The 19679-nt window shown below is 68.6% G+C and carries 23 protein-coding genes; 11 read left to right on the top strand and 12 right to left on the bottom strand.

Annotation, left to right across the window (positions count from 1 at the left end):
• Nucleotides 1–79: 79 nt before the first annotated feature.
• The 5 genes from D5084_RS02325 to recR all read left to right on the top strand — a co-directional run bounded on the left by D5084_RS02325 (nucleotide 80) and on the right by recR (nucleotide 3937).
• Nucleotides 80–640, top strand: a complete 561-nt coding sequence (locus D5084_RS02325) for a TetR/AcrR family transcriptional regulator (protein WP_128513900.1) — start codon at nucleotides 80–82, stop codon at nucleotides 638–640.
• Nucleotides 641–705: 65 nt separating this feature from the next.
• Nucleotides 706–2460: a DNA polymerase III subunit gamma/tau gene (locus D5084_RS02320; protein WP_128513899.1), complete on the top strand. Its 1755-nt coding sequence runs from the start codon at nucleotides 706–708 to the stop codon at nucleotides 2458–2460.
• Entirely contained in the window at nucleotides 2457–2921 is a 465-nt protein-coding gene (locus D5084_RS02315) for a GNAT family N-acetyltransferase (protein ID WP_128513898.1), read from the top strand. Before D5084_RS02320 ends, D5084_RS02315 begins: the two co-directional genes overlap by 4 nt.
• A 54-nt stretch (nucleotides 2922–2975) precedes the next feature.
• On the top strand, nucleotides 2976–3329 hold the full coding sequence (locus D5084_RS02310) for a YbaB/EbfC family nucleoid-associated protein (RefSeq protein ID WP_128513897.1): 354 nt from the start codon (nucleotides 2976–2978) through the stop codon (nucleotides 3327–3329).
• Complete coding sequence (recR, locus tag D5084_RS02305) at nucleotides 3329–3937, top strand: recombination mediator RecR (RefSeq protein WP_128513896.1); 609 nt, start codon at nucleotides 3329–3331, stop codon at nucleotides 3935–3937. The genes D5084_RS02310 and recR overlap by 1 nt, the downstream gene beginning before the upstream one ends.
• Before the next feature lie 24 nt (nucleotides 3938–3961).
• Here recR and D5084_RS02300 read toward each other — a convergent pair whose 3' ends face one another.
• The 3 genes from D5084_RS02300 to D5084_RS02290 are packed head-to-tail and all read right to left on the bottom strand — an operon-like array spanning nucleotide 3962 to nucleotide 6374.
• Nucleotides 3962–4618 carry an HAD family hydrolase gene (locus D5084_RS02300; RefSeq protein ID WP_128513895.1) on the bottom strand — a complete coding sequence of 219 codons (657 nt, stop codon included), beginning with the start codon at nucleotides 4616–4618 and terminating at the stop codon, nucleotides 3962–3964.
• The gene (gene rsmD, locus D5084_RS02295; RefSeq protein WP_128513894.1) at nucleotides 4615–5175 is read right to left on the bottom strand and encodes a 16S rRNA (guanine(966)-N(2))-methyltransferase RsmD; all 561 of its coding nucleotides are present in this window, start codon (nucleotides 5173–5175) and stop codon (nucleotides 4615–4617) included. The genes D5084_RS02300 and rsmD overlap by 4 nt, the downstream gene beginning before the upstream one ends.
• A complete protein-coding gene (locus tag D5084_RS02290; RefSeq protein WP_128513893.1) occupies nucleotides 5172–6374 on the bottom strand; it encodes an NAD(P)/FAD-dependent oxidoreductase in 1203 nt (400 codons plus the stop codon). The genes rsmD and D5084_RS02290 overlap by 4 nt, the downstream gene beginning before the upstream one ends.
• Nucleotides 6375–6461: 87 nt before the next feature.
• Between D5084_RS02290 and D5084_RS02285 the strand changes: the two genes are divergently transcribed.
• The gene (locus tag D5084_RS02285; protein ID WP_128513892.1) at nucleotides 6462–6947 is read left to right on the top strand and encodes a peroxiredoxin; all 486 of its coding nucleotides are present in this window, start codon (nucleotides 6462–6464) and stop codon (nucleotides 6945–6947) included.
• Between the two features lie 79 nt (nucleotides 6948–7026).
• Here the strand turns inward: D5084_RS02285 and D5084_RS02280 are convergent, their stop codons facing one another.
• From D5084_RS02280 to D5084_RS02265, 4 genes are all read right to left on the bottom strand, one after another.
• Nucleotides 7027–7377, bottom strand: coding sequence for a hypothetical protein (locus D5084_RS02280; protein WP_128513891.1), 351 nt, complete (start codon nucleotides 7375–7377; stop codon nucleotides 7027–7029).
• Between the two features lie 10 nt (nucleotides 7378–7387).
• Nucleotides 7388–8161, bottom strand: a complete 774-nt coding sequence (locus D5084_RS02275; protein WP_128513890.1) for a DUF6478 family protein — start codon at nucleotides 8159–8161, stop codon at nucleotides 7388–7390.
• A 6-nt stretch (nucleotides 8162–8167) separates the two neighbouring features.
• A complete protein-coding gene (gene ilvD / locus D5084_RS02270) occupies nucleotides 8168–9901 on the bottom strand; it encodes a dihydroxy-acid dehydratase (protein WP_128513889.1) in 1734 nt (577 codons plus the stop codon).
• 85 nt (nucleotides 9902–9986) lie between these two features.
• Complete coding sequence (locus D5084_RS02265) at nucleotides 9987–11066, bottom strand: zinc-ribbon domain-containing protein (RefSeq protein ID WP_128513888.1); 1080 nt, start codon at nucleotides 11064–11066, stop codon at nucleotides 9987–9989.
• A gap of 176 nt (nucleotides 11067–11242) precedes the next feature.
• Here D5084_RS02265 and D5084_RS02260 point away from each other — a divergent pair, with 176 nt between their 5' ends.
• From D5084_RS02260 to D5084_RS02250, 3 genes are read left to right on the top strand one after another with little or no spacing between them, the layout of a single operon-like run.
• Nucleotides 11243–11914 carry a cell division ATP-binding protein FtsE gene (locus D5084_RS02260; RefSeq protein ID WP_128513887.1) on the top strand — a complete coding sequence of 224 codons (672 nt, stop codon included), beginning with the start codon at nucleotides 11243–11245 and terminating at the stop codon, nucleotides 11912–11914.
• Nucleotides 11911–12807 carry a cell division protein FtsX gene (locus tag D5084_RS02255; RefSeq protein WP_128513886.1) on the top strand — a complete coding sequence of 299 codons (897 nt, stop codon included), beginning with the start codon at nucleotides 11911–11913 and terminating at the stop codon, nucleotides 12805–12807. Before D5084_RS02260 ends, D5084_RS02255 begins: the two co-directional genes overlap by 4 nt.
• The gene (locus D5084_RS02250; RefSeq protein ID WP_128513885.1) at nucleotides 12804–13529 is read left to right on the top strand and encodes a lysophospholipid acyltransferase family protein; all 726 of its coding nucleotides are present in this window, start codon (nucleotides 12804–12806) and stop codon (nucleotides 13527–13529) included. Before D5084_RS02255 ends, D5084_RS02250 begins: the two co-directional genes overlap by 4 nt.
• Nucleotides 13530–13770: 241 nt before the next feature.
• Here D5084_RS02250 and D5084_RS02245 read toward each other — a convergent pair whose 3' ends face one another.
• The 5 genes from D5084_RS02245 to D5084_RS02225 form a co-directional block, all read right to left on the bottom strand.
• Entirely contained in the window at nucleotides 13771–14262 is a 492-nt protein-coding gene (locus tag D5084_RS02245; RefSeq protein WP_128513884.1) for a hypothetical protein, read from the bottom strand.
• Complete coding sequence (locus D5084_RS02240) at nucleotides 14259–15218, bottom strand: acetyl-CoA carboxylase carboxyltransferase subunit alpha (protein ID WP_128513883.1); 960 nt, start codon at nucleotides 15216–15218, stop codon at nucleotides 14259–14261. The genes D5084_RS02245 and D5084_RS02240 overlap by 4 nt, the downstream gene beginning before the upstream one ends.
• A gap of 95 nt (nucleotides 15219–15313) precedes the next feature.
• Entirely contained in the window at nucleotides 15314–16081 is a 768-nt protein-coding gene (locus tag D5084_RS02235; protein ID WP_128513882.1) for an FCD domain-containing protein, read from the bottom strand.
• Between the two features lie 106 nt (nucleotides 16082–16187).
• Nucleotides 16188–16844 carry a YiaD family glycine zipper/OmpA-like lipoprotein gene (locus D5084_RS02230; protein ID WP_128513881.1) on the bottom strand — a complete coding sequence of 219 codons (657 nt, stop codon included), beginning with the start codon at nucleotides 16842–16844 and terminating at the stop codon, nucleotides 16188–16190.
• Between the two features lie 119 nt (nucleotides 16845–16963).
• Nucleotides 16964–17794: a methylated-DNA--[protein]-cysteine S-methyltransferase gene (locus D5084_RS02225; protein WP_128513880.1), complete on the bottom strand. Its 831-nt coding sequence runs from the start codon at nucleotides 17792–17794 to the stop codon at nucleotides 16964–16966.
• A 99-nt stretch (nucleotides 17795–17893) separates the two neighbouring features.
• Between D5084_RS02225 and nth the strand changes: the two genes are divergently transcribed.
• Together nth and D5084_RS02215 are read left to right on the top strand one after the other, a co-directional pair.
• On the top strand, nucleotides 17894–18538 hold the full coding sequence (nth, locus tag D5084_RS02220; RefSeq protein ID WP_128513879.1) for an endonuclease III: 645 nt from the start codon (nucleotides 17894–17896) through the stop codon (nucleotides 18536–18538).
• Complete coding sequence (locus tag D5084_RS02215) at nucleotides 18535–19518, top strand: adenosine kinase (RefSeq protein ID WP_128513878.1); 984 nt, start codon at nucleotides 18535–18537, stop codon at nucleotides 19516–19518. The genes nth and D5084_RS02215 overlap by 4 nt, the downstream gene beginning before the upstream one ends.
• Nucleotides 19519–19679 lie beyond the last annotated feature (161 nt).

Raw genomic sequence — 19679 nt, 5'->3', positions numbered from 1 at the left:
AGACCGATTGGTCTAGTAGCATGACTGGACCGATCGGTCTAGCCTTTTCCCGCGCCCCGCGACTGCCTATGTTGACGCGATGAACGACGAACTCTCCACCCGCGACCGCCTGATCCAGGCCGCCACGCGCCTTTTTCGCCAGCGCGGCTATGACGGCACCGGGCTGTCCGAAATCCTGGCCGAGGCCGGGGTGCCCAAGGGCTCGCTTTACCACCATTTCCCGGATGGCAAGGCCGACCTCGCCTGCGCCGCCGCCGACTGGACGGCTTCGGAAATCATCCGGGTCATCGACGACAGCTTTCGCGCAGCGCCCGACTGGCGGCACGGGGTGACGACCTTCTGCTACAAGATGGCCAAGCTCTTCGACATCCTGAACAGCGCCGATGCCTGCCCGATCTTCGGACTTCTGTTCGAAGGCCCCGACCAGGACCGCTTCCGCGCCCAGGCTGAACAGTCCTTCGACCGCATCATCGCCGCCGCCGCCCGCCATGGCGAAGCCTTGGGACTGTCCCCCGAAGCCGCCCATGACGCCGCCGAGACCTTCATCATCGGCTTTCAGGGCAGCTGGACCCTGGCCCGCACCCGCCGCAAGTCCGACGTGCTGCGCGGCCTGCCTGCGCGGCTATACGGCCCCGCCTGAGCGCCTTCCCGGTGGACCTTCCGCCCCCCGCGCCCTAATCTGACGGCTGACTCACCGGGGGTTCCATGTCCGAAGAGAAAGCCTACCAGGTCCTTGCCCGCAAGTACCGACCCGAGACCTTTGCCGACCTCGTCGGGCAAGAGGCGATGGTGCGCACGCTGAAGAACGCCTTCGCGGCGGACCGGATCGCGCATGCCTTCATCATGACCGGCATCCGGGGGACGGGGAAGACCACCACCGCCCGGATCATCGCCAAGGGCCTGAACTGCGTCGGCCCCGACGGCACCGGCGGCCCCACGACCGAGCCCTGCGGCCGGTGCGAACCCTGCCGCGCCATCGCCGAAGGCCGCCATGTCGATGTGCTGGAAATGGACGCGGCCTCCCGCACCGGGGTCGGCGACATCCGCGAGATCATCGACAGCGTGCACTACCGGGCGGCCTCGGCGCGCTTCAAGGTCTATATCATCGACGAAGTGCACATGCTGTCCACCGCCGCCTTCAACGCACTGCTGAAGACGCTGGAGGAACCCCCCGCGCATGTGAAGTTCATCTTCGCCACCACCGAGATCCGCAAGGTTCCGGTCACCGTCCTGTCGCGCTGCCAGCGGTTCGACCTGAAACGGATCGAACCCGAGGTGATGATGGCGCTGCTGCGTCGGATCGCCACGGCGGAAGGGGCGTCGATCACCGACGATGCGCTTGCCCTCATCACCCGCGCCGCCGAAGGCTCGGCCCGCGATGCGACCAGCCTTCTGGACCAGGCGATCAGCCATGGCGCGGGCGAGACGACCGCCGAACAGGTCCGCGCGATGCTGGGCCTGGCCGACCGGGGCCGGACGCTGGACCTGTTCGATCTGGTGATGAAGGGCGATGCGGCCTCGGCTCTGGCGGAACTTTCGGCGCAATACGCCGATGGCGCCGATCCGATGGCCGTCCTGCGCGATCTGGCCGAGATCACGCACTGGATTTCGGTCATCAAGATCAACCCCGCCGCCGCCGAGGACCCGACGACCCCGCCCGACGAACAGGCGCGCGGCACCGACATGGCAGCCCGCCTGCCGATGCGCGCGCTGACGCGGATGTGGCAGATGCTGCTGAAGGCTCTCGAAGAGGTGGCCCTTGCCCCGAACGCGATGATGGCCGCCGAAATGGCGGTGATCCGGCTGACCCATGTGGCCGACCTTCCCGACCCGGAGACGCTGGTGCGAAAGTTGCAGGACAGCCCGCGTCCCCCGCCGATGCCCGGTGGCGCTTCTGCCGGTGGCGGGCCTTCCGGTGGCACGGTCCATGCCCCGCGCCCTGGCCCGTTGCACTCTGCCCCGACCCGAGGCCCGACGATGACCGCCGCCGCCCCGGTGCTGGCCGAAAGCCAGGTGCAGGTCTACGCCAGCTTTGCCCAGGTGATCGAGCTGATCCGGCAGAAGCGCGACATCCTGCTTCTGAACGAGGTGGAGACCGGCCTCCGTCTGGCCCGCTATGCCCCCGGCCGGATCGAGTTCGAACCCGCCCCGGGCGCAAGGCCCGACCTTGCCGCCCGCCTCGGCCAGCGTCTGCAAGGCTGGACCGGCGCGCGCTGGGCTGTCTCGGTCGTCGGCTCGGGCGGTGCGCCGACCATCGCCGAACAACGTGAACGCCAACTGGCCGAGATCCGGTCCGAAGCCGAAGGCAACCCGCTGGTGCAGGCCGTGTTCAGCGCCTTCCCCGGCGCGCGGATCGTCGAGGTCCGCTCGCCCGAAGCCATGACCGCCGCCGCCGCCGAAGCCGCCCTGCCCACCGCCGAGCCCGAAGCCGACGACGACTGGGACCCGTTCGAGGAATGACGCCTCGCCGGGCCAGCCTGAGCGATGCGGCAACGCTTGCACGGCTGAACGCCCATGTGCAGGGCTGGCATGCCGCCCATTACCCCGAGGCTTTCTTTCCCGACCCCGATCCTTCCGCCCTGACCGCCTGGTTCGCCGACCGCCTCGCCGATCCCGCCTGCACCGCCTTTCTGGCCGGAGACCCGGCGACCGGCTATGCCCTCTGCCAGCTTCAGCAGCGCGAAGGCTCGATCTTCTCTCCCGGCTATCGCCGCCTGATGGTCGAGCACATCGCCGTCGCCCCCGAGGCCCGCCGCCAGGGCCAGGGCCGCGCTCTTCTGTCCGCCGCGCGACAGCTTGCGCGCGACCTGAACGCCGACGAGATCCTGCTCGACACCTGGGCAGCGAACACCGAAGCCCATGCCTTCTTCCGCGCCGAGGGCTTCGAACCCCGCCGAATGCTGTTCCGCGCCCTTCCCTGAGCTTGCGCCACCACGCATAGCACCGTATCTCGGACCAAACGGACGGAGAACGACATGCTGAAAGGACTCGGGGGATTGGGCGGCCTGGGCGACATGGCCAAGATGGTCAAGGCCGCGCAGGAAATGCAGGGCAAACTTGCCGAACTGCAAGAGGAACTGGCGCGCACCACCGTCACCGGCGAAGCCGGGGCCGGGCTGGTCAAGGTGACGGCCACCGCCAAGGGCGATATCACCGGGCTCGACATCGACCCGCTGATCCTGGTGCCGTCGGAAAAGGAAGTGGCCGAGGACCTGATCCTTGCCGCCGTCCGCGACGCGCTTCACCAGGGCAGGCTGCGGACGGAACAGGAGATGACCCGGCTTGCCACCGAACTGGGCATCCCGCCCGGAACCAAACTGCCGTTCTGATGCCCGCCGCCCCGGCAGACGAAACCGGCATCGAGGCGCTGATCGATCTGATGGCCCGGCTGCCGGGCCTTGGTCCCCGCTCGGCCCGCCGGGCGGTCCTGACCCTGCTGAAGAAACGTGCACAGCTGATGGCCCCCCTCGCCCAGTCCCTGGCCGAGGTCGCGCTGGCCGCCAAGGACTGCCGGATCTGCGGCAACATCTCGACCACCGAGGTCTGCGGCATCTGCGCCGATCCGGCCCGCGCGACCGGAGAGATCTGTGTGGTCGAGGACGTGGCCGACCTCTGGGCCATGGAGCGCGGCAAGGTCTTCAAGGGCCGCTATCATGTCCTGGGCGGCACGCTCTCGGCGCTGGACGCCATCGGGCCGGAGGAGCTCGGCATCCCCCGCCTCGTCGCCCGTGTGGCCGATGAAGCAATCCGGGAGGTGATCCTGGCGCTGAACGCCACCGTCGACGGCCAGACCACCGCGCATTACATCGCCGACGCTCTGGCAGGGACCGAGGCCCAGATCACCACGCTGGCCCAGGGCGTGCCCATCGGCGGCGAACTCGACTATCTCGACGACGGCACGATCGGGGCAGCACTGCGCGCGCGACGCCGCCTGTAGGGTGGGCAATCTGCCCACCATCCGTCAGAGCCCGATCAGCCCCGGCAAATCCGCCATCCGGTGAAACAGCGGCACGCCCAGCGCGGTCAGTTGCCGCGCCGTCGGCGTCCCCACCCCGTGTTCGGCATAGCCCAGCACCCGCATCCCCGCTGCCAGCCCCGCCCTGGCCCCATTGGCGCTGTCCTCGATCACGACGCAGGCCCCCGGATCGACCCCGCAGGCTGCCGCCGCCTGCAGATAGACATCCGGCGCGGGCTTCGGGTTGCCGATCGCCTGGCCCGACACCACTGCCCGGAACCGGCCCATCAGCCCATGCTGCCCCAGCGTGATCTGCATCTTCTGCATCGACCCGTTCGAGCCCACGGCATAGGGCACCCCCGCCGCATCCAGCCGGTCCAGCACGCCGGTCACGCCCTCGACCAGCGGCACCCCGTCGGTCAGCATCGCATACATCCGGTCATAGAACCGCGCGACCCAATCCTCCGGCAACCGCGCCCCCGCCGCCCGGGCGCGCTCCGCGACCATCTCGACCGTGCCGCCGACAAAGCGCGTCTCGAATTCTTCCGGCGTCAGGGGAAGACCATGCACAGCCAGCTCTTCCAGGAACAGCAGGAAGCTCGGGCCTTCGCTGTCGACGATGACCCCGTCACAGTCGAAAAGAACCGCGGCAGGACGGGTCATGCCAAGGCCCGCAGCAGCGTGACGACCGTATCCCCGTATCTGCGCTGATCCACCAGATCGAACCCTTCGGGCACCGCCGGGGCCGTGCCTTCCTCCCAGACCACCATCGCGCCCGGGGCCAGCCAGCCGCCCTTCAGCGCGGCGACCAGGGCCTGCTCGCCCAGACCCTTCCCGTAGGGCGGGTCCAGGAACACCAGCCCGCATGGCGCGCCCGCATGCGCCCCCAGCTTCCGCGCGTCCTGCCGGATCACCCGCGTCTGCCCCTCTGCCCGCATCTTCGCGATATTCGCCCGGACCAGCGCCAGCGCCTTGGCCCCGTCATCGACAAAGATCGCCTCGGCCGCCCCCCGGCTGAGAGCCTCCAGCCCCAGAGCGCCCGTCCCCGCGAACAGGTCCAGCACCCGCGCGCCCGTGACGGGGTCGCCCTGCGCGTTGACCAGCAGGTTGAAGATCGCCTCGCGCACCCGGTCCGAGGTCGGGCGCAGGTGCGCCGCCGCATCGCCCTCGCCCACATCGGCCAGCTTCAGGCCCCGGCGCGCGCCGCCGATGATCCTCATGCCTTGAGCAGGGCCTTCAGGTCCCCGGTCCCGGCGATGACGTCAGGCGCGGGCGACTTGCCCGTCTCGATCAGCCGCTTGCCGACCATGTAGGCCCGGCTGTCGTTCATCGCATCCACCGCCAGAAGCTCCGCCCCCCGATAGTACCAGAAGCTGACCGCCGCGCCCTCGCCCTTGCGGGTGACGATCCGGTCATAGCCCGTGTTCAGCCCCGCGATCTGCAGCTTCAGGTCGAACTGGTCCGACCAGAACCAGGGTTTCGCATGATAGGGCTGCCCGGCCCCCAGGATGTTCGCCGCCACCGCCTCGGCCTGGTCGATGGCATTGCCGACCGACTCCAGCCGGATGCGCCCGCCCTGCCACGGGAAGGACGCACAATCCCCCGCCGCCCAGATGAACGGGTCCGAGGTCCGCCCCATCTCGTCCGTCGCGATCCCGTTGTCGATCACCAGCCCCGCCGCCTCGGCAAGCCCCGTGTTCGGCGTGATCCCGACGCCCACGATCACGAAATCCGCCGGCAGCACCCGCCCGTCCTTCAGCACCGCCCCGGTGACCCGGGTCTCGCCCTCCAGCCGCTCCAGCCCCGTGGACTCCAGCACCTTCACGCCATGCGCCTTGTGCAGCGCCCGCACGAAATCCGAAGTCTCGGGCGCGGCCACCCGTTGCAGGATGCGCGGCGCCATTTCCAGCACCGTCACGTCCAGCCCCAGCTTCGAGGCGACCGCCGCCGCCTCCAGCCCGATATAGCCGCCGCCGACGATGATGACGCGGCGGCCCGCCACGAACTCGCCCCGCATCGCATCGACATCGGCAAGGGTGCGTACAGTGTAGACGCCCGCCAGAGCCCCACCAACCGCCGCAGGCAACCGCCGCGGCGTCGATCCGGTGGTCAGCGCCAGGTGGTCATAGGCCATCGGCGCGCCCGCGACCGTGACCGTCTTTCCGACCGGGTCGATCGCGCTGACCGACTGCCCCAGCCGCAGCTCCACCCGGTTCTCGGCCCAGAACTCCGGCGCACGCAGCCAGAGCCGGTCCTCGCCCATCTCGCCCAGAAGATAGGCCTTCGACAGGGGCGGTCGCTGGTAGGGCGGCGCAGGCTCATCGCCCAGCATCACGATCTCGCCGTCATGCCCCAGCGCCCGCAACCTTGCGGCCAGGGCCGCCCCGGCCTGTCCGGCCCCGACGATCACCACGCGCATCGCACTCCCCCCTCTGGCAGGTTCCGCGCCGGACCCTATAACCCAAGGCGCAACAGGCGCAACGCGCCGCGACCAGAAGGATGCAAAATGACGATTGCCGAAGGTATGAGCCTGCCCGACGCCACGCTCTTGCGCATGGGCGACACCGGGGCCGAGGCGGTAAGGCTGTCCGACAGGCTGAAAGGCCGCAAGGTGGTGATCTTCGGGCTGCCCGGCGCCTATACCGGCACCTGCTCGACCGCGCATGTGCCCAGCTTCATCCGCACCGCAAAGCAGTTCGCCGAAAAGGGAGTGGACGAGATCATCTGCATCGCGGTCAACGACCCCTTCGTGATGAAGGCCTGGGGCGAGGCGACAGGCGCGACCGCTGCCGGAATCACCATGCTGGGGGATGCGGACGCGAGCTTCACCAGGGCCATCGGCATGACCTTCGACGTCCCGCAACTGGGCTTCTTCAACCGGTCCAAACGCTATTCGCTTCTGGCCGAGAACGGGGTGGTGACGAAGTTCAACCCGGAAACCGGCACTGGTTGCGAGATTTCGGCGGGCGAGCACCTTCTGTCGCAACTCTGACGGACGGCTCGTCGTTCGCCTTCGGCGCTCTTCGCTGGGGCAGCCCCTCCGAGGAGAAGCCGAAGGCGCACGACGAGGCTTAACTCTCGCGGACGTGGCGCTGGAAGGCGCGCTTCAGCAAATCCAGTTCCGCCCGCAAGAGGCTCACTTCCGCCCGGATATCCTCATCCAGCGGCTGACCTGCGATCAGGGTGAACGCGGCGATCCTCTCGCCCCCCGCCTGCACGACAAATGTCTGCACGCCCTCGTTCAGCGCCCAGACCGGGATCGGGACCGCCACACCGAACTGGCCGGACCTGCCCGCCACAGGCCGGACCTCGACCCCCTCGATCGCCCGCCCCATGTGCAGCGCCTCGACGACCGGGGCCGTCTCGGCCTCGACCACGCCCTCCCAGACCCCGCCCGCGATCCTGCCCTGCACCAGCTTCATCCTGCCCCCGTCACAGCTCGGCCCGAGGCCGGCGGCTGACCACCACGTCGCGGATCACGACCCGCGTCATCGCCGCGTCGTTCAGGATCAGGTCCAGCCAGGCACGCTCGATGCGCCGGTCGTTGAGATCGACATGGGCCAGGTCGAACTCGGCCAGCTTGTCGCGCCCCTGTTCGGGCAGGCTGCTGACCGGCTGCGCCAGGTTCGGCCCGTGCTTCACGTTCAGCCGCGCATAGGCCTTCACCGGGCGGTCGCAGTCGATCACCATCTCGGCCCGGACCAGATGCCGCGCCTTCAGACCCTCGATGCACGCCGGGGGCAACGTCAGCGCCAGCGACAGGAAGCTGCCGTGAAAGCCGAACACGTCGATGGCCAGCCCATAGGGCGCGCGGTCCTCGGGGGCCTGGTTGCGGACCTGCCGCACCACCACTTCACCCAGCGGGCAGTCGTGATACAGCGCGACGCCCTCGTCCAGCGCCGTGCGGTCGCCTGCGGCCACCTGGCCCGGCCCCGACAAGGCCCCGCGCCAGAGGTCCGGCCGCCAGACCCAGTCGGTCCCCAGCGGCATCTGCGGCAGTCCCGCGCCGAGGCCCGGCACCGCCAGCCGCGCATCGGCCGCCTGCAACGCCCGGTCAAGATGCCGCCGCAGGCCGCGCGCCTCGGCCCGCAGCGCACGGGCCTCGATGCTGTCCATCGTCTCGACCTCGGCCGCGATCCGCGCCCACCGGCTTTCGACCCGGCGCTGGTGCCAGGCCTCCAGACGCTGTGCAAGGCGACCGGCCATGCTGTCTTACTGGTCCATGTAGACGTGGGTTTCCGCCTTGGCCCCCGGATGCGTCACCGCCCCCCAGCGCGCACCGCCGCAGAGCTTGGCGAACTTGTAGATCGCGCCCGTCGCATAGTCGGTCTTGCGCGGCCCGGGCCAGGCGGCCCTGCGCGCGGCCAGTTCCTCATCCGTCAGCGCCACCGACAATTCGCCCGTGGTCGCGTCGATGGTGATGATGTCGCCGTTGCGGATCAGCGCGATCGGCCCGCCATGCGCGGCCTCCGGTCCCACATGGCCGACGCAGAACCCCCGCGTCGCGCCACTGAACCGGCCATCGGTGATCAGCGCCACCTTCTTGCCCATGCCCTGCCCGGACAGCGCCGCCGTGGTCGCCAGCATCTCGCGCATCCCGGGCCCGCCCGCCGGCCCCTCATAGCGGATGACGATGACCTCGCCTTCCTTGTACTCGCGTGCCTTCACCGCGGCAAAGCAGTCTTCCTCGCAGTCGAAGACCCGCGCCGGGCCGACAAAGCGCTGGAACTGGGTCTCGATGCCCGCGACCTTCACGATGGCCCCGTCGGGCGCAAGATTCCCCTTCAGGCTGACCACGCCCCCGGTCTTGGTGATGGGCGAGCCGATGTTCCAGATCACCTTGCCATCCGCCTCGCCGCGGATTTCCTCCAGGCTTTCGCCCAGCGTCTTGCCGCTGGCGGTGATGCAGTCCAGATGCAGCAGTCCCGCCTTCGCAAGCTCCTTCATCACCACGGCGATGCCGCCGACCTCGTGCAGATCCTTGGCGACATAGCGGCCGCCCGGGCGCAGATCGACGAAATAGGGCGTGTCGCGCATGATGTCGGCCACGTCGAACAGATCGAAGTCGATCCCGGCCTCGTTCGCGATGGCCGGCAGGTGCAGCGCGGCGTTGGTCGAGCCGCCCGTGCAGCCCACCACCCGCGCCGCGTTCTCCAGTGCCTTCCGCGTCACGATGTCCCGCGCGCGGATGTTCTTCTCGATCAGGTTCATCACCGCGACGCCCGAGGCCTCGCAGAACTGGTCGCGGGATTCGTAGGGCGCCGGGGCGGACGACGAATTCAGCAGCGCCAGCCCGATCGCCTCGCTCACGCAGGCCATGGTGTTCGCGGTATACTGCGCCCCGCAAGCGCCCGAGGACGGGCAGGCCACCCGCTCCATGATCTCCAGCTCGGCATCCGACAGGTTCCCGGCCTGGTGCTTGCCCACGGCCTCGAACATGTCCTGCACGGTGATGTCCTGGCCCTGATAGCGGCCCGGCAGGATCGACCCGCCATAGATGAAGACTGAAGGCACGTTCAGCCGCACCATCGCCATCATCATCCCCGGCAGCGACTTGTCGCAGCCTGCCAGACCCACCAGCGCGTCATAGCAATGCCCGCGCATCGTCAGTTCCACGGTATCCGCAATGGCATCGCGGCTGGCGAGCGAAGAGCGCATCCCCTCATGCCCCATGGCAATCCCGTCGGTCACGGTGATCGTGGCAAACTCGCGCGGGGTGCCGCCGCCCTTTTTCACGCCCTGCTTGACCACCTGCGCCTGACGGTTCAGCGCGATGTTGCAAGGCGCCGCCTCGTTCCAGCAGGTCGCCACGCCCACCCAGGGCTGGTGGATCTCTTCCTCGGTGATCCCCATCGCGTAGAAATAGCTGCGGTGCGGGGCGCGCGCCGGACCTTCGGTCACATGGCGGCTGGGAAGCTTCGACTTGTCGAAACGCTGGTTGGTCATGACGGCTCCTTGCGGCACTCGGGCGGGAATTGGCTCGCCGCAACGGATAATGGCCCGCCCCGCCCGGGGCAAGCCGATTTGGGCCTCAGCCGCCGCTGCCGTTGATCGCGACAGTCGCGCTTTGCATCAGCCCGTCAAGCTGAAGCCGCAGGTTGTCGACAAAGCCGACATAGCTTTTCAGCACTCCCGCCAGCGCCGGGACCGCCTGGGCCAGAGCGTCGGCGCTGATGTACAGCGCAGCCCCGAGGATCGCGATGACCATGACCAGCAGAAAGCCGCTGCGGAAACTGCTGCCGCCCTCGGCGACGGGCGCGGGAGCCTCGTCCTCGCTCTCTTCGGCCAGCTGTCCGACCGGGCGCAGGGTCGAGTTGATCTCCTCGACATCCGGCAGCCGGGCCTTGCGCAGGCCGAGACGGTCGTCGCTCTCGGCGGCGGCGGCGGCCGGCACGGGTTCATCGACGCTGATGACCTCGACCGGCTTCTTCGGCGCTGCGACCTCCACGAGGCCGAGATCGGGCTGCACTTCCAGGGGCCTTGCCGCCTCGGCCTTGCGGGCCTGGGCCTCGCGCTCGGCCTCTTCCCGCAGGATCGCCAGGACCGACTCGTCCACCGCAAAGGCAGCCGGGGCTGCCGCACCGGCCTCGGCCAGCGGGGCGGGCGCCTCGGCCTCCGTCTCGTCCTCGTCCGTGGCGTCCGGCGCGCTGGTGGCGACCGGATCGGCCGCAGCGGCTTCCGGCGCAGCGGGCGCTGCGGGTTCTGCGGTCCCCGGATCAGCCACCGCCACGGCGGCAGTCACCGGATCGGGCACCGGCTCGGGCACCGGCTCGGCGGTGTCCTCGACAGGCGCGGCAGGCACCGGATCGACGGGCGCTTCGGGGGCCGCCACGACGTCGGGCGCAACCGGCGGATCGGATTCAACCGGCGCGCGCTCGGGCTGCGGCTGCGGGCCAAGTTCGGGCGCAGGCGCAGGCGCAGGCTCTGGGGCCGACACGCTCGGCGGAGGAACCACCGGCGCCACCGCCACGGGTTCGGCAACCGCAGCCCGGGGGCGCATCTGGTACCAGGCGTGGCCGCAATTGGCGCATTGCACGTCACGGCCCGTTTCCGGAATCGCGTCCTCGGGCACCTCGTACTTGGCCTCGCAGTTCGGGCAAACCAACCGCATTCCTGTCCCTCAACGCCTGTTTTTCCGGTCGCCTCGGGACGTTGTAGACCTTAATTCCTGTCGTTCCAAGGCCTTGTCGCGTGCTCTTGTGCAATCGTTTGCGCCTGTGCGATGGAAAGCGCACTGACAGGGGCGGGCACAGGGCCGACATCCCGGAACTGCGGCAGGGGAACAACGTGATCACTTTCGAGAACGTGGCCTACACTTACGGCGGGGGAGACCTGCTGTCGGACGTCTCGCTGAAGCTGGCACCGGGATCGTTCCACTTCCTGACCGGCCCGTCCGGGGCAGGCAAATCGACCTTCCTGAAGCTCGCCTATGCCGAACTTACGGCAACCTCGGGCCGCGTCATCCTGTTCGACCGCGACGTGAAAAGCCTGTCGCGCGACGATGTTGCCCGCACCCGCCGCCGCATCGGCATCGTGCATCAGGACTGCAAGTTCCTCGACCACATGACGCTGGCCGCCAACATGGCGCTGCCCTTCACCGTGTCCGACCGCGAAAGCTCGCCCCAGGACCTTGACGACCTTCTCGCCTGGGTCGGGCTGAAGCACCTTGCCGATGCGCTGCCCCCGCAGCTGTCGGGCGGCGAACGCCAGCGCGCAGCCCTGGCCCGCGCCGTGATCGTCGACCCCGACGTGATCCTTGCGGACGAACCCACCGGCAACGTGGATTGGGAGATGTCGCTCCGCATCCTCACCCTGCTGGTGGAGTTGAACAAGATGGGCAAGACCATCCTCGTGGCCACCCACGACCTCAACCTCATCCGCCAGGCCAAGGCGCAGATCCAGGCCCGCGTGCTGCGCATCGCCAGGCACCGCGTCCAGCTTGCGGGGGCCGACCTGTGAGACCCCCCGCCGCCAAACCCGCCAGTCCCGCGACCCGGGCGCTGGAGGTTGTCCCCCCCTCCGGCCCCACCGCCTGGCTGACAACCTTCACCGCAGGGGCGATGACCTTCCTCTGCGTCTTCGCCCTGGCCCTCTCGCTCGCCTCCGGCCGCCTGGCCAACCGCTGGTCCGAGGCGCTGGCAAGGACCTCGACCATCCGCCTCTCGGCTCCGGTCGAACAGGTGCAGATCCAGACCGACGCGATCCTGGCCGCGCTGGCCACCACCCCGGGCATCGCCAGTTACCGGCTGATCGACGATGCCGAGATGCGGGCCCTGCTCGAACCCTGGTTCGGCCCGGGCCTCCCGGTCGAGACCCTGCCGATCCCCCGCCTGATCGAGGTTGTCGAGGCCGACCCGCCCTACGATGCCGAGGGCCTGAAACAGCGCCTTGCCGCCGAAGCCCCCGGAGCGATCCTGGACGACCACACCCGCTGGCGCCGCCCCCTGGCCGAGGCCGCAAGCCGCATCCGTCTGCTCGGGGCCCTCTCCATCGTGCTGATCGGTGCAGCCATGGCCGCGATGATCACGCTCGCCGCCCGCGCGGCCCTTGCCACCAATGCCGAGGTGATCCGCGTCCTCCGCCTCGTCGGCGCCAAGGACAGCTACATCGCCCGCGCCTTCGTCCGCCGCTTCACGCTGCGCACCCTCGCCGGGGCTGCGGTGGGCGCTGCGGCCGGTCTGCTGGGCGTCGCCGCCCTGCCCGCCGCCGATGCCGCCGGGGGCTTTCTCACCGGCCTCGGCTTTTCCGGCACGGGCTGGCTCTTGCCCTTTGCGCTGCCTCCCGTGGCGGCTATGGTGGCCTTCCTCGCCACCCGCCGCGCCGCCTTCCAGAAACTGCGGGAACTGACATGACCCCGATCCGCTGGCTCCTGTCCCTGATCTTCATCGTCCAGATGTATCTGGCGATGGCCGTGCTGGCGGTCCTCTTCGCCCCCTGGGCGCTGTTCTCGCGGCGCGGCGCGCGGGTCGCCTGCAAGACCTTCTGCCGCTGGGTTATCGTCTCGCTCCGCGTTCTCTGCGGCCTGAGATCCGAGGTGCGCGGCACGCCCCCCACCGGAGAATGCATCATCGCCGCCAAGCATCAGAGCTTTCTCGACATCATCCTGATCTTCAACGCGGTCCCCGCCGCCAAGTTCATCATGAAGCGCGAACTGATGTATGCGCCCTTCCTTGGCCAATACGCGCTGCGCATCGGCTGCGTCCCCGTGGACCGCGGCAAGCGAGGCGCGGCCATCGGCAGGATGAAGGCCGATGTCGCGAAAGGCGCCGCCGAGCCCGGCCAGCTCATCATCTACCCGCAAGGCACCCGCGTCGCCCCGGGCACGAGCAAGCCCTACAAGGTCGGCACCGGACTGCTTTACGAACAACTCGGACAGCCGTGCTATCCCGTCGCCACCAATGTGGGCATCTTCTGGCCCAAGCGCGGCATCCTGCGCAAACCGGGGCTGGCCGTGGTGGAGTTCCTGCCCCCCATCGCTCCCGGCCTCAAGGTGCAGGACTTCATGGCCCGCCTTGAAGCCGAAGTCGAAACCAACTCGAACCGCCTGATGGCCGAGGCCGGGTTCCGCACCTGACGCACAAAGGCGCAAGAGCCGGGGCCTGATGGCCGCAAAGCGACCTGCATTTCCCTTCTGCCAGTATCCCGGGCGAGGTTCGGAGGGTATGAATTCCTCCCTGACGGCAGGCGCTTCGCATCGCCAGTCGCGCCACGCCCGCCCGACTCCGGCCCGCAGGATGTGGTGGAACCGCTTCCGGGGGGCGTCGTCCCGCATCGCTGCCTGCCCCGCGACAGGAAGCCCGGCCCGAAACGACGCCTCAGCTCAACGGGCAGTCCGCGACCTCGACATCCAGCGCCAGCCTCGCCTTCGGCCCATAGCCCAGACCCGACACGTTGATATACAGCGCGCCGGTCTCGGCCCAGACCTCGGTGACCTTCATCGTCGTCCCCGCCGGGTCCACCGCCACCCTCTGAAACAGCGCGCAATCGGTCTCGAACCGCAGCACATAGCCGTTGAACCGGGCCTCATGGAACCGCCCGATCCCCTTGGGATAGCTCAGCTCGATCCGGTTCGGCGCGATCTCCACCGCGACCGGCACCACGTCAAGCCCGCCGGTGAACCCCTCGGGCCCCAGCCCGAACTCGGTGCCCTGACCGACGACCACCGTCCGGCCACGCGCGACCAACAGAGGGGCCGCCCGGTCGTCCCAGGTCTCGACCGTGAAGGTCACCAGACGCCCCTCCAGGGTGCCCGCCGTCGCTGCGGTGGACAGAACCCCCGCGACGACAGCCAGCAGCCAGCGCTTCAAGCCGCCAGCCCCTTCGACCCCATGTCCAGGAATTTCTGCCGCCGCTCCCGGATCAGCGTCTCGGGCTTCTTGCCGGACAGCTCGCCCAGCATCGCCTCGATCGCCTTGCCGACCGCCTCGATCGCCTCTTTCGGCGCGCGCTGCGCCCCGCCGACGGGCTCTTTCACGATCCGGTCGATGATGCCCAGCTTTTGCAGGTCCTGCGCCGTCAGCCGCAATGCCTCGGCCGCCTCGCGCATCTTTTCGGCATCCTTCCACAGGATGCTGGCACAGCCCTCGGGCGAGATGACGGAATAGATCGAATGTTCCAGCATCGCCACCCGGTTCGCCGTGGCCAGGGCCACCGCGCCGCCCGAGCCGCCCTCGCCGATCACCACGCTGACCAGCGGCACGCCGATCGACAGGCATTTCTCGGTGGACCGCGCGATGGCCTCGGCCTGACCACGTTCTTCGGCACCCTTGCCGGGATAGGCCCCTGCGGTGTCGATCAGCGTGATGACGGGCAGGCGAAAGCGGTCGGCCAGGTCCATCAGCCGGATCGCCTTGCGATAGCCTTCCGGCCGCGCCATGCCGAAATTGCGCTGGATGCGGCTTTTGGTGTCGTTGCCCTTCTCGTGGCCGATCACCATGACCGGCCGGTCGTTGAACCGGGCAAGGCCCCCGACCACCGCATGGTCATCGGCAAAGGCCCGGTCGCCGGCCAGCAAGGTGAACTCGGTGAACAGCTGATTGACATAGTCCAGGCAATGCGGCCGCTCCGGGTGACGGGCCACCTGGCATTTCTGCCAGGGGGTCAGCGACTTGTAGAGATCGCGCAGCGCCGCTTCGGCCTTGCGGTCCAGCGCCTCGGCCTCTTTCGACATGTCCACGCCGCCGCCCGTCTTGGCCATCGCGCGAAGCTCTTCTGCCTTGCCTTCGATATCGGCGAGCGGCTTTTCGAATTCGAGATACTGCATGGCGCTTCCTTTTCGGATCACGCCCTATATGCCCTTGGGCATGGGCTGATGCAACTCGGCCGGAAAAGGATGGCAGAAGGCTGCTGCGGGCCGCCCTACCGGCTCGACTCGTGCTCCAGGCGCTGGCGCGCGATGCGTTCGTGCTTCTCGGCGCGCATCTGGTCGTGGTAGGCCTGCTCCACATAGTCCATATGCGCCGCGACCGCCGCCCGCGCCGCCACCGCATCACGCGACTGGATCGCCGTGTTGATCGCCCGGTGCTGGTCCATAAGCTGGTCCCGCGTCATCCGGTTCCTGAACATCATCTGCCGATTGTAGAACACCCCCTGCCGCAGCAGGTCGAACATCGACCGCAGCATGTGCAGCATGACGACGTTGTGGCTCGCCTCGATGATCGCCATGTGGAACTCGGCATCCAGCTGCGCCTCGTCCGAGGGGTCGCGCTTCTGATGCGCCGCCTCCATCTTGCCGAAGATCGTGTCGATCAGCCTCAGATCGGTCTCGGTGCCGAAGGTCGCCGCCCGTTCCGCGGCCAGCCCCTCGATGTCGCGGCGAAAGCCGATGTAGTCGAACACCGCCTCGTCATGCGTCGCAAACAACTCGACCAGAGCGGGCGAAAAGGCCGACCCCAGCACATCGGCCACGAATATCCCGGACCCCGCCCGGCTGACCAGAAGCCCCCGCTGGGCCAGATCGGCAATGGCTTCGCGCAGGCTGGGGCGCGAGACATCCATCCTCTCTGCCAGGTCGCGTTCCGAGGGCAGCCGTTCCCCCGGGCGCAGGATACCTCGCAGGATCAGCTGTTCGATCTGGCGAACGACCGTGCTGGACAGCTTTTCGGGAGTGACTTTCTGGAACGGCATGGCGGGCCCTGTCTATTGGTCCGAAAATATGACCGATTTTGCCAGGATCACAACGAAAAAGGGGCCAGCCCGGGCTGACCCCTTTCTGACGTCTGCGCAGAAGCGATCAGCGCGTCGGGCGGATGATGATCTCGACCCGGCGGTTCTGGGCGCGGCCCTCCGGCGTCAGGTTCGACGCGATCGGCTGATCCTCGCCGCGACCGTAGGCCGCGATGCGGCTGCCCGGCACACCGCTTTCGCGCAGGATCGAAGCCACCGACACGGCGCGACGCTGCGACAGGTCCTGGTTGTAGGCGGCCGAGCCGGTGTTGTCGGTGTGGCCGATCACCTCGATCCGGCTGTTGGGATATTTCAGCAGGCTGGAGGCGACCGTGTTCAGGTCGCGGCGCAGGTCCGGGCGGACCGAAGCGCTGTCCACGGCGAACAGCAGGTCCTGCGGCATGTTCACGATCAGGTATTCGCCCGTGTTCGTCACCGAGATGTTGGAGTTCAGCGAACCCCGCAACTCGGCCGCCTGCCGGTCAAGGTCGGCGCCGATGATCGCTCCCGTGCCCGCGCCCAGCACGCCGCCGATCAGGGCACCCTTCAGCTTGTCGTCCCCCGAGGACACCGCCGCACCCGCGACGGCGCCGGTGAGGCCGCCGATGATCGCGCCGCTGCGCTGGCGGGCGTTCGGGTCATCGGGATAGGCGTTGGGATCGACGCAGGCAGTCAGGGTCAGCGCGCCGGCCACGGCCAGGAAAAGGGGGGTCTTCATCATCATGTTTGCTCTCGCCTCGATAGTGCGCCCATTGGTGGGCCTGCTCTCAGACCCGTGCCACAATACATCAACGCCGTCGAGAGGCTGCCGGTTCCCTGCGCCGTCGGCAGGGTTCCGCGCATTCACAACTCTGTGCGCGCGGCCTCCCAGGCCAGCATGGCGCGCTTGCGCGGCAGGCCCCAGTGATAGCCGCCCAGCCCCCCGTCGCGCCGCAGCGCCCGGTGGCAGGGGATCAGGAACGAGATCGGGTTCCGCCCCACCGCCGTCCCCACCGCCCGATGCGCCTGCGGGTGGCCGATCGCGCTGGCGATGTCGGCATAGGTGGTGACATGGCCCGTGGGGATCGCCAGCAGCGCCTCCCACACCTTGATCTGGAACGGAGCGCCGATCAGGTGCAGGGGCGTCGCCCGCCCGCCGAAGGCTGCCTCGACCAGGGGAAGGATCGCCGCGCGGTCCTCCAGGTAGTCCGCCCTCGGCCAGCGCCGGGCCAGATCCTGCCACGCCGCCTCGGCTCCCACCTCATCGGCAAAGCCCATCCCGCAGATGCCCTTCTCGGTGGCCATCACCAGCGCGGGACCGAAGGGGCTTTCGAACCAGCCCCAGCGGATCGTCAGCCCCGCGCCGCCCCTGGCATAGTCGCCGGGGCTCATCGCCTCCCAGGTCAGGAACAGGTCATGCAAACGCCCCGTGCCCGACAGCCCCGTCTCCAGCGCGGTGCCAAGCAGCGTGTGGCGCTCGGCCAGCAGCCGCCGCGCATGGCCCAGCGTCAGGTATTGCTGATACCGTTTCGGGCTCACCCCGACCCACTGGCTGAAGACGCGCTGAAAATGCGCGGGGCTCATGTTCATCCGCCGGGCCAGCGCCTCCAGCGTCAGCGCGGGGCCTTCCGCGTCGATCACCTGCAACGCGCGGCCGATCACCTGATAGTGGTAGGAAGGGGATTGGTCCGTCATGGCGTTCTCCTTGGCCTGGCAATCTAGTCGCACCCCGCCGGCCCCGCGACCCGTTTCCTGCGGCTTGTCGTGGCCCGCCTTTCGTGCTGCATAGGGCCCATGACCCCGCAGCTTCCCTACGCCACGCTGAAGGCGATCTTCGCCCGCTTCGCCGAGATCGAGCCCGAACCGAAGGGCGAACTTGAGCATGTGAACGCCTTCACTCTCCTCGTCGCCGTGGCGCTTTCGGCCCAGGCGACCGATGTCGGCGTGAACAAGGCCACGCGCAGGCTGTTCCAGATCGCCGACACGCCGGAAAAGATGCTTGCCCTGGGCGAGGACGGCCTCATCGAACACATCAGGACCATCGGCCTTTACCGCAACAAGGCCAGGAACGTCATCAAGCTCTCCCGCCTCCTGATCGAGACCTTCGGCGGCGAGGTCCCCTCCTCCCGCGCGGCGCTGATGACCCTGCCGGGGGTGGGGCGCAAGACCGCCAATGTCGTCCTGAACATGTGGTTTCACCACCCCGCCCAGGCCGTCGATACCCATATCTTCCGGGTCGGCAACCGCACCGGCATCTGCCCCGGCCGTGACGAACTGTCCGTCGAGCGCGCGATCGAGGACAACGTGCCGGTGGAATACCAGGCCCATGCCCACCACTGGCTTATCCTGCACGGCCGGTATATCTGCACCGCGCGCAAACCCGGATGCGGCATCTGCCCGATCCGGGACTGGTGCCTTTACGAGGAAAAAACCGCATGAAGTCCTATCAGGTCGTCGGCATCGGCAATGCCATCGTCGATGTCTTCTCCACCGCCGATGACTCGTTCCTGGACCTGATGGGCATCCAGAAGGGCATCATGCAACTCGTCGAACGCGAACGCGGGGAACTCCTCTACGGCGCAATGCAGAACCGCCAGCAGGCCCCCGGCGGGTCGGTGGCGAACACGCTGGCGGGCCTTGGCAACCTCGGCCTCACCACCGCCTTCATCGGCCGCGTCCACGATGACGCGCTCGGCCGCTTCTATGCCCGCAGCATGACCGAGGAAGGCACCGATTTCGTCAACCCCCCCGTCCCCGGCGGCGAACTCCCGACCTCGCGCTCGATGATCTTCGTCTCCCCCGATGGCGAGCGGTCGATGAACACCTACCTCGGCATCTCCTCCGAACTCGGCCCCGACGACGTGTCCGACAGCGTGGCAGGCAACGCCGAGATCCTGTTCCTCGAAGGCTACCTCTACGACAAGCCCAAGGGCAAACAGGCCTTCGAACGCGCGGTGGAGCTTTGCCACAAGGCCGGAGGCAAGGCCGGCATCGCGCTCTCCGACCCCTTCTGCGTCGATCGCCACAGGGGCGACTTCCGCCGCCTGGTCAAGTCGCTCGACTACGTCATCGGCAACGAACACGAATGGTGCTCGCTCTACCAGACCGACCTCTCCGCCGCCCTCGAACAGGCCGCCGCCGACGCGGGCCTCGTGGTCTGCACCCGCTCCGGCCATGACGTGATCGTCGTGCGCGGCGAGGAACAGGCCGTGGTCCCCGTCCACCGCGTCGTCCCCGTGGATGCCACCGGCGCAGGCGACCAGTTCGCCGCCGGTTTCCTCTACGGCCTCGCCACCGGCCAGTCGCTCGCCACGGCAGGCCGCATGGGCTGCGTCGCCGCCGCCGAGGTGATCTCCCACTTCGGCGCCCGCCCCGAGACCGACCTCAAGGCCCTCTTCCGCAAGGAAGGCCTGATCTAACCCCGTCACGCTTTCATCTGTCCGCAAATATCCCCGCCGGAGGCACGTCCGAGCCGGTTGGCGCCTGCGCCAGAGGCGAGACAAAGGCTTGCGCCGCAAGGCGCTCAATTTCCAAACCGCCCCACCCCGCGAAGCCGCTGGCCAGCCGGGCGCGCCCATGG

The sequence above is a fragment of the Tabrizicola thermarum genome (genome assembly GCF_003574395.1).
In the GTDB taxonomy this organism is placed as follows: Bacteria; Pseudomonadota; Alphaproteobacteria; order Rhodobacterales; family Rhodobacteraceae; genus Tabrizicola; species Tabrizicola thermarum.
The sequence above is the reverse complement of the archived record's forward strand: the minus strand, read 5'-3'. Positions and strand labels throughout refer to the sequence as shown.